Genomic DNA, 16,656 nt, shown 5'->3' with positions numbered 1-16,656 from the left:
TCTAGCCTTCCCTAGGCTGTTTGGGCTTCTAATTGTTCTTGAGATTTTTGTTGTTCGATGTCGTCTCGAATCACGTCTGCAAATACGTGGCAGTACAAAGTTGCCATACGTAAAGAAACAGCTTCGATGTCTTTCATCTGCTCACTAATGTCTTGCTCACGTGCCAAGATCCAAACAGTGGTTCCTCTCGAATGGGTATCCCATACGTCGCGGCGAGCGAGAGACGTTTTGTAATCCTGTACGCGTTTTGCAGCGAGCAACACCGCAAGTTCTTCATCGCGATAGTTCGAAATCGCTTCTTTCACATCCTTGAGAAGCATATCCAGCAATTTCTTATCACGAAGTTCGAACAAGCGCTTAACGGCACGGGACTGTTCAACGTCACCTTCATATTGACCTTTCACAAGTTGGTGAGCGCGATGCAGCACACCACTTTGTGTCAACAGGTTACAAATCAGGGGTGTATCCATATCACCGTATTGAGGGCTTAAACCTCTAGATAACGGTTGATTGTCTTCATAAGCAAAGTGAACTTCTTCGATTAAGCGGTTCGCTTCGCCCTGAATCAACTCTTCCAGCATCTTCTTACGCGGGTGCGTAGAAAGAATGCTATCTGGGTGCTGGCTTTGAGTAAGCGCCAGTGGCAGTACCAACGTAAACAAGGTACGGCTGGTTGCCCAATCTGCCAGAATCGCTTTTGCAGTTTCTGACTGAGTAAACTTAACGTGTTGCTCTAAGTGCCATTTCAGCGCCTCTTCATAGCCTTCATTATGTTCAATCAGAGGCAGAGCAAGTACGGAGTCTTTACTGCAACGGTTCGCAAACGCGCCATCCACATCGTATTGATAAGCGACACCACCAGACATACCGTTACCAAAACCTTTGCCGTAGCTGCCAAGGTTAATCACAGAGCCGTTGGTCATGTATTCACAACAGAAATCACCTACGCCTTCGACAACCGCAACAGCACCGGAGTTACGCACAGCGAATCGGTCGCCCGCTTCACCCTGAATAAATGCCTGACCACCCGTTGCGCCGAACAGGGCAAAGTTACCAATCAGAACATTGTTGCCTGCTGAAAGCTGCTTGCTTCCTGGTGTACGCACCACAATGTGACCACCACTGGAGCCTTTACCGACGCCATCGTTACAGGTACCCACATGCTCCATCACAAGACCGGAGTTGTTGAATGCACCGTAACTCTGACCCGCGCTACCGTGAGTGCGAACCACGACAGATTCGGCATCAAGGAAGCGTCGACCATTACCAGCCGTGAAGACAGCCGGGTGATTCTCGCCGACATTCTGGTAGTTAAGAGCGCGTTCAATGTCGATGGATAGCTGACCACCCGTCGACTTGTTACGGTTGTTCAGTTTTGTGCCAGACAGTTCGATATTCAGAAGTTCTGAATCGAAGTAGTCGCCCAGCAGTTTTTCGATATAAGCATCATCAGGTGTGAAGTCCGCTTCCAGATACACAGGGTGTGCCACTCGAACATGTTCTACTTCGCGAAGCAGACCTGTTACATCTAAGCGACCAACAATACTGTGGTGGTTGGCAAGATGAAGCAATTCAGTTTTACCGCGGATTTCGCGCAGGCTCTGGAAACCAAGGTTTGCCAGAATTTCACGCACTTCATGCGCAACGTTCTGGAAGTACTGCGCAAGCGCACGAGGGTCGCCCTGGTAAAGCTCTGGGTTCGTCGTAAGACCAGCAGGACACTTGATATTACAGTTCTTCGCCATCACACATTTCAGCATCATCAGCGCGGTTGTACCGAACTCGAATGAGTCCCCGCCCATGATGGCTGATTTGATCACGTCCATACCCGTTTGGTGAGCGTTGGAGCAGCGAAGCGTGACTTTATCGCGCAAGCCGTTTTCGCTTAGTGACTGGTGAACTTCAGCAATACCAATTTCCGCGGCACGACCGGTGTTCTTCAAACTGGTCACCGCAGCGGCACCTGTACCACCAGTATTACCCGCAACGTTAATCACGTCGGCACCCGCTTTGGCAACACCAACAGCGATGGTGCCAATGCCTTCAGAAGACACCAGTTTAACGATGACTCGAACACGAGCGGCTTTCGCATCGTGGATAAGCTGACCCAAATCTTCGATGGAGTAAGTATCATGGTGTGGCGGTGGGCTCACAAGCTCGACGCCCGGTGTACCACCACGCGCAGCGGCGATTTCCACGGTTACTTTTGGAGAAGGTAATTGACCACCCTCACCCGGCTTCGCACCCTGAGCGATCTTAATTTCGATCTCTTCAAGCTGTGGATCCGCTAAGTAGCCAACCCAAACACCAAATCGACCAGAAGCAAACTGCTTGATCTTGCTCGACTTAATGCTGTTAAAACGAGTTGAATGTTCACCACCCTCACCGGAGTTACTCATGGCACCGGCGATGTTTGTTCCTTGTGCTACGGCAATGTGAGCGTTGGAGTTCAACGCACCGTGACTCATCGCACCAGAGGCAAAGGTCGGCGTAATCACATGAGCAGGCTCGACTTCATCAAGAGAAATCGGAGCATTGGCTTTTTTGATGCTTGCCAGGAACTGAGCGTACTTCTCAGTCAGCACCACATCGACTTTGTCGGCATGCAATGACAGTTGCTCGACATTCTCGCCCCAGCCATTTTGCAGCGCTTCTGCAAGTAGCGCAGTACGCTCCGTGTTATCAAGTGTGATGGTAAACGCACGATCCGTTTGGGACTGGTTTTCTATCGTAATGCCGCCCCACAGATAGTTGACGTTGCCGTCCAGATGGAAGCGGTCAAGTAAATGTGCAAACTCTTCTACCGTGCTCGCTGCTGAGAAATTTAATGGCAATAACAGAATGTCACGCAGAGCCGCTGGGCGTTCTTCACGTTCACTGTAAAGGTTGTCGATGAACGAACGATACGAAGGCGTGACTTCAAATTCATCAATTTGCTCGGGTGTACGCTTTTCATAGCCTTTGTCTTTATAGGCGATGTCTTCGCTGGCGAACTGATTGGTTTTGTCCATTGCCAGTTCAGCCTGATCCGCGTAAGTCACAGGTTCTTGAGTCATATTGATGTACTCGCGAACCGCGGTATTACCGAAGCTGTGACCCGCACCATCCTGACGTTCTTTAAACAAGCCAAGAAGCGGGATCTGGTTTTCTTCATTAATCGCCAGAGCCTTGAAGTGCCACTTCGCTGAGCTCCATGCCAAATCATCAAAACGAGCACCACCGACTGGCGAGCTGATGTTCGGGAAGTAGTCTTTCAGGCAATCTGAATCGGAGTCTAGGAAGTTGGATTCGAAGAATTCACCGCCGATGTAGCTCTCTGCAGTACAGAGACCAAATTTACCCATGGTCTTCATGAGTGACTTTTCAACGGCTTTCTGGAAGTTCTTCAACCCGGCTTCAACCGTCTGGTTGTTGGATAAGGTTTGCGCTCTGTAGAAAACAGAAATTGGGCACACTGCCGACGCACCAAAACCAAGCAAACAGGCAATATCGTGGCTACTTGCTGCCTGACCTGTCAGGTAAACGATACTGGTATTAAAACGTAAGCCTTGCTTGATCAATCTTTGGTTGGCAGCCGCCACCATAAGAATCGCAGGCAGAGCCGCTTTGTCTTTTCCGATGTTTTTGTCAGTCAGAAGCACGATGCCACAGCGACGACGCGCTGCTTCTTCAATCTCGTCACAAAGCGCCACAATGGCTTCTTCCACACGCTTAGCGTTGTCTTCACGGCTATTAAGCGTCGGGCTATAAAGCGCGTCGAAGGTTGCGACTTCAATGCGATCCTGATTTTGAATCTGTTCCAGTTGCTGAGGTTGCAGAACTGGCGATTGCAAAACAAGCTGAACCGTATCTTGAGGGCTGAATCCCGGTTTAGCACCCAGAGCAACACGCAGGGTCATACCATCGGATTCACGCAAGGAATCAAGTGGTGGATTGGTTACCTGAGCGAAGCGCTGGCTGAAGTACTTGGACATGCCGCCTTCTTCATCGGTCAGCACGTTTGGTGCCAGACCAAAACCCATCGCAGAGATTTTTTCTGCGCCGTTTTCGATCATTGGATCGAGGAAGAATTTGAAGCTTTCCTGGTTCAGTGAGTACGCCACATGACGGCTGTAGGTACTAAAATTGGTGTTTTCCTGAATCGATGAAACATCAACTGGGTCTATATCACCCAACGTCATTTTTGCAGACGCGAGCAACGCAGAGTAGTTGCGCTCTTTTGCCAGTGTTTCAAGAATTTCTTTGGTTTCGTAACTCTTACCAGTGGAGTGGTCGAAGTAAATCATACCACCAGCCTGAATACGACCGTAACGAACGACATCTTCAGGTGGGAAATCGATCTGACCTGATTCACTCATTACCGCAAGGTAGCGATCTGTTTCGACACTACGTAATGGACGCAGCCCCAAGCGGTCCAGACGAGCACCTACTTTTTCGCCATCAGAGAAAATAAGGGCCGCAGGACCATCGTTTTTCTCTTCTGACAGGCTGAAATACTCCAGCATGTCACGGACTTCCTGAGAGATGGATTCGTCGTTTTCCCATGCAGGAGGCATCATCGCCAACACCGCTGTTACGATGTCCATGCGATCTTCAATTACACGGCGAGCAAGAGTTTGGTCCAGACGTGCGGAATCCGACTGTCCTTTCGGGAAAATGACTTTTTTGTGCTGTTGACGCGCGATCGCGTCTTCACTTAGGCGGTTTTTCTTGTCGGTATTCAATTCACCATTGTGCGCCATACGACGAAATGGCTGAGCCATCATCGTTGCTGGGGCGGTGTTGGTGGAGAAACGGGTATGAAAAAACAGGGTAGTAACGTGGTGCTCCGGGTGCGTTAGATCCGCAAAATACGGCACCACCTCGCCTGAATTTAAGCGACCTTTGTAAACCTGAGTTCGAGAACTCATTGAAAGCGGGTAAAACCCTTCCAGCTCAGGCGCAGTAAAGCCAACAGATTCAAGTTCAGACAACGCTGCATTAATCTGGTCTTCGAAAGCTTGGGCGTCAGGCTGGCTGTCGCCTCTTAGAAAAACCACTTGTTGAATCGTTTGTTGTACTTTTTGTGAGGCATTATTCACTGCCTCTGGGTTGACCGGCACTTCGCGCCACAATTCAACCTTTAAAGAATACTTGTATAGTGTTTCCAGAATGAGTGCTTTCGCGTTCTCAAACTGGATAGAGTCGAAAGGAAAAAAGAAGTTCGCGACGCCAAACTCCCCTTTTTCAAGGGTTGGCTCGTTTAACAGAAAACGGTAAAAGTTGACAGACAGGTCAATATTGACACCAGCGCCATCACCAATACCTTCGGCATTCATACCACCTCGATGGGGTATGGTACACAAAGCTTCGTGAGCTAGGGCAAGGAGTTGGTGAGTCTGCTCACCGGTTTTATCCGTGATAAAACCCACCCCACAGCTTGAGTGTTCATGCTCGCGATCATACAGCGAGCGAGATTCCTGATTCATTCGATCATTTCCTTGATTGCTTGCAGCTAAATACTCTGCAGGTCCTTTGGCATGTAATGTATGGAACGCCGTCTTTCGAAATTATTGCCAGATAAATGTTGGGTCAGTATTTGTAGAAATTTTCTGCTGTGTTTTTGCTTACTTATGTAGGTTTACTACAACATATAAACCGTGCTTCACATCAAAACTCTACAAAGTACTGCATAAATCAGCATGAAAGTTTATTCGTTCCAGAGTGCCGCAGCCTTTGTCCAGTGCAATGTGAGTTAACCATCCTGTTTAACTCACACAAATAGAAATGATAATAATTATCATGCGTAGTGCAGTATGGCAAGTTTTCTGTGATTGAGATCGCTAAAAAATTCTTAACCAAATAACGTGCTTTTAGATGAATGAGTATGCGTTTCCCTTGAATTTATGGCATTTTTTCGTAAGTTATCTTTCATCATAGAAGCATTCCCTTTTTGTTGGTTATTGCTAAAATCCCGTTAATTTTTTACATCAGACAAGAAAATCATGAATAAAAGTTTTGTCACTAATGTATTAGCTCTTGCCTTGCTGGCAGCGGGCTACTTTCTAGAAAATCAAATCGCTTTGTATGCAGGTATGTTTGCTTTTTCAGGCGCCATTACTAACTGGCTTGCCGTTCATATGTTGTTTGAAAAGGTCCCTGGGCTCTATGGTTCTGGTGTCATTCCTGCGAGATTTGAAGAGTTTAAATCTGCAATCAAACATTTGATGATGGCGGAGTTTTTCACCAGCGAGAACATTGACCGTTTTCTAAACAAAGAAATGTCTGGTGGACAGGCACTGGAACTTCAGCCCGTTATCGAGTCCATCGATTTTGAACCAACCTTTGATTCCCTTGTTGAAGTCATCGCAAACTCGCAGTTTGGCGGCATGTTGGCTATGTTTGGAGGCACGGATGCGCTGCAACCTTTGAAGCAGCCGTTTGTCGAGAAGATGAAACAATCCGTTGTGCAAATAAGCCAAAGCGACGCTGTTAAGCAAGCTCTAAAGGCTGAGATAGAAAAACCGGGCATGATGGATGAAATTCAACAAAACATTGAAAACATCATCGATCAACGCTTAAACGAGCTGACACCTCAGTTGGTCAAGACAATGGTGCAGGAAATGATTAAGCAGCATTTAGGCTGGTTGGTAGTATGGGGCGGTGTTTTTGGCGGTCTGATTGGCGTCGCATCCGCCTTTCTTACCCTATAAAAAGCAAAAACCCAAGCTGGCTCGCTTGGGTTTGTCTCTTTGTTCCGTAACACAGCTTAGTCTGTATTACAGCATAGTAATTAGGTCTGGATTGACACCAAATCCAGACTTGTGTTCTTCAATCACCACTTCACTGCGAGTCTGAATCACCCCTGGCAAGGTTCCCAGTTTTGTCGACATGAAATCCTGATAGGCTTTCATGTCTTTTACCCGAACTTTTATCATGGTGTCAAAATCTCCCGACAGGGAGTAGCACTCTTCAATTTCAGGCATTAATTCAACGGCTTTGGCAAACTTTTCAAATATCGAAAAGCTCGTCTGATCTAAACGTATGTGTATGAAAACCTGCACATCCAGCCCGAGACGCTCTGGGCAAAGTTCAGCATGGTAGCCTTTAATGTATCCTTCCTTTTCCAACCGTTTCACTCTGTCTGAGCAAGGTGATGTCGTCAGATGCACTTGCTTCGCAAGCTCTACCATAGAGATGCGCCCTTTCAGGTGTAGGATACGAAGTATTTCCAAATCAATTTTATCCAACGATGAATGCGGCATAACAACTCTCTATCAATAATTACAATCCATTAACAGCAAGTATCACTGAGAATTTACCGGTATCCAAGGGGATTTCACTTTGTGATACCAAAATCACCATACGGTATCACTTTTTGACGTTTTTATTACTAGAGCGTGACTAGGAGAGTGAGAGCGTTTTATCGGAGGGCAGATAAAAAAAGAGCCAACCGCAATAAGTGCGATTGGCTGATAGATAGTGTGAACAAATAATATTCACTAACAACGTCAGTTGGCTAGGTGACCCTCGGCTTTAAAAGGGTCACGTATATAAAAGCAAAAGTGATGCCAACTTTTTTCAGCGAAAATACGCCTGATTTTGTATAAAAAGCTGTCAAATATGCAATTCTGTACGAATCCTAATTGCAAAATGCAAAAACCAGATTGCATAGTGAGAAAATCTTGCACTATTGATAAGGTTATTTTTATGAAACGTGCAAATAGATAAAAACGGCCAGCGTTCGGTTAAGAGGCTGAATTAGTTTTGAAATCTTTGGCAACTTAAACGTTTTATAAATTACATCGAAATCGAAGATAAACGTGATAACACTCTCAAAGTTAACTTCGTTATTAAGGAAATACTGAATTTCATAGCCAGAGTTGCATGGTCACTATGGTTCATATTGATACAACAGATTACAATCGGCGAATTCTTGAATTAAGATCACGTTAGTCATTTCGAATGAGCCTTACGACGACCCGTTTTTTTACCTATCTGTCTGCCATGATCTGCTCAGCTGGATCGGTAGAGACCGTTGTAGCGCAAGAAACCATTAATGTCGGTTTGCGTTGGGTTCATCAATTTCAATTTGCTGGTTATTACGCGGCTATAGATCAGGGCTATTACGCGGAAAAAGGTTTTCACGTCAATCTTGTGCAGGGCTCTCCAAATCACGACGTGAGTGATGAAGTTCTTGCGGGTACGCTGGACTTTGGAATAGCGAATGGCGAGCTAGTACTTCAACGTCTTCGTGGAGAACCTCTTGTCGCGATTGCAGCGACCTTTCAGTACTCCCCTTCTGTGCTGGTTTCTTTGTCATCATCAGGTATTCGAAGCCCGAAAGATCTTGAAGGCAAAACCATCATGACCGTCAGTGGTGAGATGTATCCGTCATACCTTTCCATGCTCTCAAGTGTCGGGGTTGACGTTTCTAGCATTCGAATTCAGAAAACTTCGTTTGATATTCAGGATTTGGTCAACGGTCGAGTGGATGCGTTCAACGCCTACTTACCTAACGAGCCTTATTTACTGAAAAAACAGAATATCGACTTCACGGTTCTCAACCCACGAGCTTATGGCGTCGATTTTTACAGTGACTTTATCTTTACCCGAGAATCTCTGGTTGAGGAAAACCCTGAACTGGTTGACGAATTCCGTGAAGCGACCTTAAGAGGCTGGCGGTATGCTCTCGATAATCCCGAAGAAATCATTCAACTCATAAAAGCGAAATACAACAGCGAAAAGAGTCTGGATGAACTGAGGTATGAAGCGCTAGCCATATCAAACCTAGTAAGATCCAACCTGGTTGATATTGGCTACATCAACGAAACACGTGTTGAGAAAATGGCGTCAATTCTGATTCAGGAGAATCTCGCCCATGACCTCTACCATCTGGACGGGTTGGTTTATCGCGCAGAGAAAGAACAAATCGCAGATGCAAAGAAACAGGTGTTCTGGTTATCGTTTGTGCTTATCTCTCTGACAGGTGTTTGTACGATTTTGATTTTGCTTATGCGACGTCTCAAGCAAGAAATGATTGGTCGACGAAAAGTAGAAAAACAGCTTCGTCACCTGGCATCCGTCGATCCACTCACCAGCCTTTACAACCGCCGCATGTTTGCCAGTTTGCTCGAAAAAGCCACAAACAGTGCCAACCGGACTCATACTCCCTACTGTTTAGTGATTCTGGATATCGACCTGTTTAAGGGTATAAATGACCAATACGGTCATAGCACGGGCGACAGAGTCATCATGGGCGTTGCCGATACGATCCGAACCGTGGCTCGTGGCTGTGATGTATGCGCTCGTTTTGGCGGGGAAGAATTCATCATCTTATTGCCAGATACCAAGCTTGATGGCGCAAAAATCTTTGCTTCCAGATTGAAAGATCAGGTTGGTATGAAAACTTTCCATCCAGAAGATGAAAACGTATTTAGCGTAACCTGTTCATTTGGTGTCGTGGAGTGGGAATTAGGGATAAGTATCGACGAACTGATTTCCCGGGCCGACGATGCACTTTACGAAGCCAAGCGCTCGGGTAGAAATCGAATATGCACGCACATCAGTGAGAAAAGCAAAAAGAAAACTTGTGCTGAAGCATAAAGATGTTCCTCAGCACTGAGCTTTTAATACAATTTACGCAATACTTGTCTCTTTAATCTCTGTCGTAACAGGCTGCTCACGATACTCGTGATTGCATACTCGACAGTAAAGCCTCTGTTCCATTTTATGGTAATGTTCACCATTAAAAACCTGAAACATCAATTGATTAGCCTTCTCCAACAGCGTTGTACATTGTGGTGTGGTTTTGCACATAATGGCTTTATGATGGGTCTTCTTTTCACACGCTTCACAATATACCTTAGGCATTTCCGGATTCCTTTTCGCTCTTCGGGTGGTCATTATTAGACCAAACCTATCTACTATTATTAATTTTGAAATTAATATTTGTGGCGAACCTAACAAATTTAACGAACTTAACACTACACGGACACAATCAGTGTGCGTGGTGTCATAGATATTATCTTTGGATTCAACGAAATAGAGGATCTAAAACTATGACCTTTTATAAGATATGGTTATATTCAGAGGTCCTTAATCACGCCCAAACAATAAAAAACGCCCTCCAAAATGGAGGGCGTTTTCGTTAACTGCATGATTTTTAGTTAATCAAGCTCTTTGAGCTGTTTTTCAAACTCTGCGTGCTGAGCTTTTACTTCATCAGAAGGTTCACCAGTTAGCTTACTCACCGCTACAATCGCGATAGTTGAGAAGATGATACCCGGTACGATTTCGTACACGTCAAACCAACCGCCAGACAGTTGCTTCCATACCACAATAGTAATACCACCCACTAGGATACCTGCAAGCGCACCATTGCGATTCATGCCTGCCCAGAACAGGCTAAGAACGATGGCAGGACCAAACGCCGCACCGAAACCTGCCCAAGCGTAAGACACCAACCCAAGAACAGAACTGTCTGGGTTCATCGCCAGGAACAATGCAATCAATGAAAGCAGAATGACCGCAGCACGACCTACCGTTACCACTTGTTCAGGCGTCGCATCTTTGTTGAAGACTTGCTTGTAGAAATCTTCTGCCAACGCTGAAGAAGAGACGAGCAACTGAGAATCCGCAGTACTCATGATGGCTGCCAGAATAGCCGCCAGCAAGATACCGGCAATCACTGGATGGAACATAGCATTCACAAGTAGCATGAAGATTTTCTCTCCATCAGCTAAGTTGCTGCCCTGACCATTCAGATACACCAGTCCAACCACACCGACCAGCATGGCACCGACCATTGACAGACCAGACCATACGACAGCAATGCGGCGCGCAGCTGTCAGATCTTTGTTGCTTCGGGATGCCTTGAATCGAGCCAGAATATGCGGCTGACCAAAGTAACCCAAGCCCCATGCAACCAGAGAGATGATTGCAATGGCGGTCAGTGGTTCACCTTTTGAGTCATTCCAGAGTGTTAGCAACTCTGGGTTAATGGTTTCCAGATCAGTAACCAGTTGACCAAATCCACCATTCATTGCTGCAATTGGAACGATCATCAGTGCCGCTGCCATCAGCAGACCTTGCACCAGATCCGTCCAGGATACCGCAAGAAAACCACCGAATAGTGTGTAGGAAACCACACATACTGTTCCGATCACTACCGCTGTGGTGTAATCCAATCCAAAGACCGTTTCAAACAGTTTTCCGCCCGCAACCAAGCCGGAGCTGGTATAGAAAAGGAAGAACAAAAGGATAAAGAAAGCAGAGATTGTCTGAATCAGTTTGGAATTGTCATGAAAACGACGTGACAGGAACTCAGGTAATGTCAGAGCGTCAGTCGTAATACTGTACGTGCGAAGGCGCTTAGCATTAATCAGCCAGTTTGCCCAAGTACCCACCAGCAAGCCACCAGCTAGCCAGAACGCTTCAATACCCGCCGCATAAGCATAACCTGGCAAGCCAAGCAGCAGCCAGCCACTCATATCTGAAGCGCCAGCAGACAGAGCCGCAGGCCAAGGACCAAGCGAACGGCCTCCCAGGAAGTAATCACTGGAACTGGACGTACGCTTATAAGCGATAACACCGATTGCAAGCATCAAAATGAGATACGCAATAAAGGTACCGGTAATAGCAAAGCTATTCTCGATCATATAAAACTCCTCGTTTTATTGTTTTTCTTCCATGTGACCCTTCTCCGATTAAATTAATCACCAGAAAAGGGTCGGCATGAGATTGGCTAGTGGCCGTCGTTACCCAGCTCAAGCAAGGTCGCGTTTCCGCCTACTGCCGTAATGTTGATGGTGCGCGTTCGCTCAGTCACGAAGCGCAGAACAAGGAAGGGATCTAAGGACGTCGGTAAACCGACAAGATCCGTTTCACTAATGAACGAAACGATGGCACCGCTTCGCTCGGAAAGACTTCTGTTCAAAAGAATTTCCTGTTGTGGAGAACCGGCATAACCCAGTGAGCGAACATCGCTCTCTAAGATTTCCTGCGCAGATTCTCTCGGTATAGTTTGCAAAATATTGGCTGGCAATGTTGCCGAAGACACAGCCTGACTTATCGCCTGAGTCAGGGCGTCATCATCAGAGCTCAGAACCACTGTGTTGCCTGCTAACAACGCGCAAACCAACTGTGCCACAATGGCTTGACGCGCACCTTGCGATGCTTCGTCCTGAATCAACAAACTCACTCCACGACCCGCGGTGTAAAGCTCATTCGTTTCACCAGTGGGTCCTGGCATTAGCTGGGCATTTTCCAGTAGCCCTTCACCTTGCTCAAGGTGATAACGAAACACTGGCTCAAGACCCAGTTCGGTTTGCGCCAGTTCCTGCTTGAGTGACAGAACCGCAGCACTGCGTTGTTCGTAGCTGGTCAGATTCCAGTTTTCCCATGCAGAGTAAGCATCTGAAAAACAAGTGACTTGATGTACCATATCGGTTCTCCTTATGCGTAAACGGCTTGAGTGAATCGGATCAGGTAGTGAGGACCACCTGCTTTCGGACCAGTGCCAGACAGACCTTGCCCGCCAAATGGCTGAACCCCTACCACCGCACCGACCTGATCGCGGTTGATGTAGCAGTTACCCACACGTGCATGCTTTTCAATCCAGCGATAAGTGGTTTCATTGCGGCTATGAACGCCCATTGTTAAACCAAAACCTGTATCGTTGATTTGCTTAACCACATCGGCTAGCTGATTAGCTTTGAAACGAATGATATGCAGAACCGGGCCAAACTTTTCTTTTTCCAGCACAGAGATATCGCTGATTTCGAACGCAGAAGGCGCAACAAAGTCTCCATTGGCACACGCGTGGGAAAGTTCAGCCTGAGCGATCAGCTTTTGGCTGCTGCTCATTTTCTCAATGTGTTCCAGCAAATTCGTCTTCGCTGTTTCATCGATCACCGGACCGACATCGGTTTTGTGAAGGTATGGCAGACCAACATCCAGCTGAGCCATCGCCCCCTGAATCAGAGCAACGATTCGATCGGCGATGTCTTCCTGAACGTAAAGAACACGTAGTGCAGAACAACGCTGACCCGCGGATGCAAACGCCGAACGCATTACATCACGGACGACTTGCTCTGGCAGGGCAGTACTGTCAACAATCATCGCGTTCTGACCGCCTGTTTCAGCAATGAAAGGAACTGGAGCTGATTCTCGGCTAGCCAGAGTCGCATTAATGCGCTGAGCCGTTTCTGTCGAACCTGTAAATGCCACACCTGCAATCGCGGGGTGGGACGTCAAGGCACTACCAATTTCACGACCGATGCCCGGAAGAAGCTGAATCACACCTGCTGGGAACCCCGCTTCTTGCATCAACTCAATGGCTTTAACTGCAATCAAGCTGGTTTGTTCTGCAGGTTTTGCAACAACCGTATTACCGGCAACCAGTGCGGCTGTTACCTGCCCGAGGAATATCGCCAGTGGGAAGTTCCACGGACTGATACATACAAATACTCCACGACCTTCACGAGTCACTTGCTTGGTCGAACCATCAAACGCCGTAATACTGGTTGGTGTAGTCAGTTCATTGGCGTTGTTGGCGTAGAAACGACAGAAATCAACTGCTTCACGAACTTCATCGATGCTGTCATGAATCGTCTTACCTGCTTCGTGGTGACAAATCGCCACCAGCTCAGCCAAATCACGCTCCATTAGGTCAGCCAATGTGTTGAGGTAAGCGCCGCGAGCTTGTGTGCTCTGGCTCTTCCAACTTTCAACATTTGCTGCAGCAACGTCTAGTGCTTCGGAAACATGATCAAGGGTTGCAAAAGCAATTTGTCCGACTTGTTTGGTGCGATCGTATGGAGCAGTCACAGAGGTAGGATGAATGCCATCCTTGATCATGCTTTCGAAACGGCTTTCACCATTGATAATCGGGGCACCCTGCCATTGGCGCTGATCAAATGAATGCACCGCCTTTTCAAAGGCTTCGGCTTCACTTTCAATATCAATATTCACGCCAATCGAGTTTGCGCGATCTTCAAAAATTGCGCCGGGAAGCGGAATCTTGGTGTTATTCAGAGTTGGGAATGCCAGCAAAGAATCAACCGGGTGGTGCGTTAAGGTTTCAACCGGGCAGCGTGCATCCACCAAACGGTGAACAAAGGAGCTGTTTGCACCGTTCTCTAACAAGCGACGAACCAAGTAAGGCAGCAGGTCTTTATGGCTACCCACTGGCGCATAGATACGCACCGACTGACCGTAAGCCGCCATTGCGTGCTCGTATAACGCATCGCCCATGCCGTGCAGGCGCTGAAACTCGAAGTCTTTATGCTGAGCCATCACGGCGATAGCCGTAACGGTATGAGCGTTGTGGCTGGCAAACTGAGGGAAAATGTTGCCACGTACTTCCTCACTAAGAAGGAAACGGGCACAAGCCAGGTAAGCAACATCCGTTGCTTCTTTGCGGGTATAAACTGGGTAGTTATCGTAGCCACCTTGCTGTGACCATTTGATTTCGCTGTCCCAGTAAGCCCCTTTCACCAAACGAAGTGGGATCAAGTCACCCTGCTCTTTTGCCAACCCATTTAGCCAGACCAACACCGGAAGCGCGCGTTTTGAATATGCCTGAACAACCAGACCAAACTTACGCCAGCCTTTTACCGTTTCGCTGCGATAGAGTTTTTCAAACAGACGAAGAGATAGCTCAAGACGATCAGCCTCTTCAGCATCAATTGTAATGGCGACATCCAGCTCGCGAGCACGTTCAAGCAGCTTGAGAACAGTGGAATACATTTCATCCATTACACGTTCAAAGTTTGCCACTTCGTAACGTGGATGAAGAGCAGAAAGCTTAATCGAGACTGATGGCGCTGGGCTGGTTTCTAAGCCGTATTTGTCGCGACCCACTGCCTCGATAGCCATGATGTAATCTTTGAAATATTTGTTTGCGTCTGCTTCTGTCAGCGCTGCTTCACCCAACATATCAAAAGAGTAGGTGTAGCCTTTGTCGCGCATCTTGCGACCGTTTTTCTGCGCTTCAGAAATAGTGCGACCCAAAACAAACTGGTGTCCCATGATTTTCATTGCCTGATGCATGGCTTTACGAATCACAGGCTCTGAAAGCTTGTTGACCAGGCTGTTAACTGCCTGAGTTGGAGATTTGCTGTCTGAATCTTTAAGACCAACCACTTTGCCGGTTAACATCAATCCCCAGGTCGAGGCGTTAACAAACACAGAGTCAGAATTCTTAAGGTGAGATTTCCAATCCGCAACGCTTAGCTTGTCGCGAATAAGAGCATCCGCCGTCGCCGAGTCAGGAATACGCATCAAGGCTTCTGCCAGACACATCAGTAAGATGCCTTCCTGAGTGTCTAAGCTGTATTCCAGAAGAAGCGCATCAATCATTTGTACCGCTTCTTTGTCTGCACGAATCGCGTTAATCAATGCTGTCGTTTTTTCTTCTGTAGCACGCTTTTCGTCGTCAGAAGGCTGAGCTAATGGGATTAATTGCTCTAGCCATTGGGTTTCTTCCACCATATACAATGGCGAGATCAGTGACCAAAGTCGGTCAAGCGGCTGCTCAACGAACTCTTTCGTCAACACATCTGTTGCTGTAAACATGCGTTTTCCTCAATCTCATGCCCGAACAAAATATCGGGTTCATCCACAATGGGTAGCAGTGTATTTTGAGCTTGAGCGAGATACTTGTCAAAAACTCCGGCTTTTTTGGCAAAAAGTCGGATTTTTAACAAAGTAAAAACATGATCACAGGAAAATCGCGACAGTTTATGCAATATTATGCAATTAACAATGTGGATTTTTAACGTTTCGTTACATTCATAGCCAATTGATTTCTCATCCTATTTCCAGTTATCTAACTCTTTGTTGAACAAGAAAAATTGGTATACAAGTAGGGATTAAGGCTTGTTAAGCAAACGCTTTTTGTAGACTGAGGGGGATATTCCCTGAAGACGTGAGAAGGTGTGAGTAAAAGTACTTTGCCCCGAAAATCCAGTGAGCTCTGCGATGTGACCAAGGCTTAAATTCCCCTGCTCAATCAGATTTTTCGCCGTATCAATACGCTTGCCAAGCACATATTGGTGAGGTGTTATGCCCGTTTGCTCTTTAAACAACATATGAAACTGACTTTCGCCTAAAAACACACTGCCAGCCAGTTGTGCTACAGAAATTTTGTGGCTCAAGTGCTGTTCAATATATCGGTCTACTGCATCCATATCCAATCGGGCATCTTTCTGTAATGCCTGAAAAGACTTTAGATGGCGCTGAAGTAAGGCAACAACCGTGTCATTACACGCTCGGCTCAACAGCTCATCCTCTGGGCTATTGCGCATCTCGGTAACAAGCATTGCAATCAGTTGCTGTATCTGGTTATCGAGCTGGAAATAGATGTCTTTCTTTCCAAGCTCATTGAGTTTGTTCAATATAAGCGGGTCGTGTTCGGTCATTAACGGCATATTCAGTACAAGAATGTCTGATTTGCCAATTCCTCCGAATGCATGTTGGGAAGACGCGGTAACCACACAACCCTGTCCGGGTCCGATGAAATTTCCGACACCCGCTACATCGAATTCTGCCTGACCATTTAACCCGATAACGATCTGGGTATATTCATGATCATGGTTATTCATTTCACTTGGAAGAGTGATCAGTTCGGCTGGCTTTGGACCACCGTGAATGTTGTTATACTTCATGGCAACA

At 46.8% G+C, this 16,656-nt stretch carries 9 protein-coding genes; 2 read left to right on the top strand and 7 right to left on the bottom strand.

The window, feature by feature from the left end; all coding sequences use genetic code 11:
• Window positions 1-11: 11 nt before the first annotated feature.
• Window positions 12-5,468 carry a glutamate synthase-related protein gene (locus tag QMG91_RS18570; protein WP_281831392.1) on the bottom strand — a complete coding sequence of 1,819 codons (5,457 nt, stop codon included), beginning with the start codon at window positions 5,466-5,468 and terminating at the stop codon, window positions 12-14.
• 516 nt (window positions 5,469-5,984) lie between these two features.
• Between QMG91_RS18570 and QMG91_RS18565 the strand changes: the two genes are divergently transcribed.
• Window positions 5,985-6,692, top strand: a complete 708-nt coding sequence (locus tag QMG91_RS18565; protein ID WP_281831390.1) for a DUF445 domain-containing protein — start codon at window positions 5,985-5,987, stop codon at window positions 6,690-6,692.
• Between the two features lie 66 nt (window positions 6,693-6,758).
• Here the strand turns inward: QMG91_RS18565 and QMG91_RS18560 are convergent, their stop codons facing one another.
• The gene (locus QMG91_RS18560; RefSeq protein WP_004404597.1) at window positions 6,759-7,244 is read right to left on the bottom strand and encodes an Lrp/AsnC family transcriptional regulator; all 486 of its coding nucleotides are present in this window, start codon (window positions 7,242-7,244) and stop codon (window positions 6,759-6,761) included.
• 700 nt (window positions 7,245-7,944) lie between these two features.
• On the opposite strand from QMG91_RS18560, the gene QMG91_RS18555 reads away from it, so the two are divergent.
• Window positions 7,945-9,585: a GGDEF domain-containing protein gene (locus tag QMG91_RS18555; RefSeq protein WP_022606521.1), complete on the top strand. Its 1,641-nt coding sequence runs from the start codon at window positions 7,945-7,947 to the stop codon at window positions 9,583-9,585.
• Window positions 9,586-9,618: 33 nt separating this feature from the next.
• Here the strand turns inward: QMG91_RS18555 and QMG91_RS18550 are convergent, their stop codons facing one another.
• From QMG91_RS18550 to QMG91_RS18530, 5 genes are all read right to left on the bottom strand, one after another.
• Entirely contained in the window at window positions 9,619-9,852 is a 234-nt protein-coding gene (locus tag QMG91_RS18550; protein ID WP_223098886.1) for a hypothetical protein, read from the bottom strand.
• Window positions 9,853-10,148: 296 nt separating this feature from the next.
• Window positions 10,149-11,636 carry a sodium/proline symporter PutP gene (putP, locus tag QMG91_RS18545; protein WP_281832662.1) on the bottom strand — a complete coding sequence of 496 codons (1,488 nt, stop codon included), beginning with the start codon at window positions 11,634-11,636 and terminating at the stop codon, window positions 10,149-10,151.
• 89 nt (window positions 11,637-11,725) lie between these two features.
• On the bottom strand, window positions 11,726-12,424 hold the full coding sequence (locus QMG91_RS18540) for a 1-pyrroline-5-carboxylate dehydrogenase (protein WP_281831388.1): 699 nt from the start codon (window positions 12,422-12,424) through the stop codon (window positions 11,726-11,728).
• Window positions 12,425-12,435: 11 nt separating this feature from the next.
• On the bottom strand, window positions 12,436-15,558 hold the full coding sequence (gene putA, locus QMG91_RS18535; protein WP_281831387.1) for a bifunctional proline dehydrogenase/L-glutamate gamma-semialdehyde dehydrogenase PutA: 3,123 nt from the start codon (window positions 15,556-15,558) through the stop codon (window positions 12,436-12,438).
• A 296-nt stretch (window positions 15,559-15,854) separates the two neighbouring features.
• The gene (locus QMG91_RS18530) at window positions 15,855-16,649 is read right to left on the bottom strand and encodes an AraC family transcriptional regulator (protein ID WP_004404613.1); all 795 of its coding nucleotides are present in this window, start codon (window positions 16,647-16,649) and stop codon (window positions 15,855-15,857) included.
• Window positions 16,650-16,656 lie beyond the last annotated feature (7 nt).

Source organism: Vibrio nigripulchritudo (assembly GCF_027924785.1).
In the GTDB taxonomy this organism is placed as follows: Bacteria; Pseudomonadota; Gammaproteobacteria; order Enterobacterales; family Vibrionaceae; genus Vibrio; species Vibrio nigripulchritudo.
Note: the sequence above shows the minus strand (reverse complement) of the source record. Positions and strands in the feature narration are given on the sequence as shown.

What these genes read in the sequence shown, in the direction of transcription:
- QMG91_RS18550 (WP_223098886.1), bottom strand. Translation starts at nt 9,852, where the DNA reads ATGCCTAAGGTATATTGTGAAGCGTGTGAAAAGAAGACCCATCATAAA.
- QMG91_RS18565 (WP_281831390.1), top strand. Translation starts at nt 5,985, where the DNA reads ATGAATAAAAGTTTTGTCACTAATGTATTAGCTCTTGCCTTGCTGGCA.
- QMG91_RS18570 (WP_281831392.1), bottom strand. Translation starts at nt 5,468, where the DNA reads ATGAATCAGGAATCTCGCTCGCTGTATGATCGCGAGCATGAACACTCA.
- QMG91_RS18540 (WP_281831388.1), bottom strand. Translation starts at nt 12,424, where the DNA reads ATGGTACATCAAGTCACTTGTTTTTCAGATGCTTACTCTGCATGGGAA.
- QMG91_RS18530 (WP_004404613.1), bottom strand. Translation starts at nt 16,649, where the DNA reads ATGAAGTATAACAACATTCACGGTGGTCCAAAGCCAGCCGAACTGATC.
- QMG91_RS18560 (WP_004404597.1), bottom strand. Translation starts at nt 7,244, where the DNA reads ATGCCGCATTCATCGTTGGATAAAATTGATTTGGAAATACTTCGTATC.
- QMG91_RS18555 (WP_022606521.1), top strand. Translation starts at nt 7,945, where the DNA reads ATGAGCCTTACGACGACCCGTTTTTTTACCTATCTGTCTGCCATGATC.
- putA (WP_281831387.1), bottom strand. Translation starts at nt 15,558, where the DNA reads ATGTTTACAGCAACAGATGTGTTGACGAAAGAGTTCGTTGAGCAGCCG.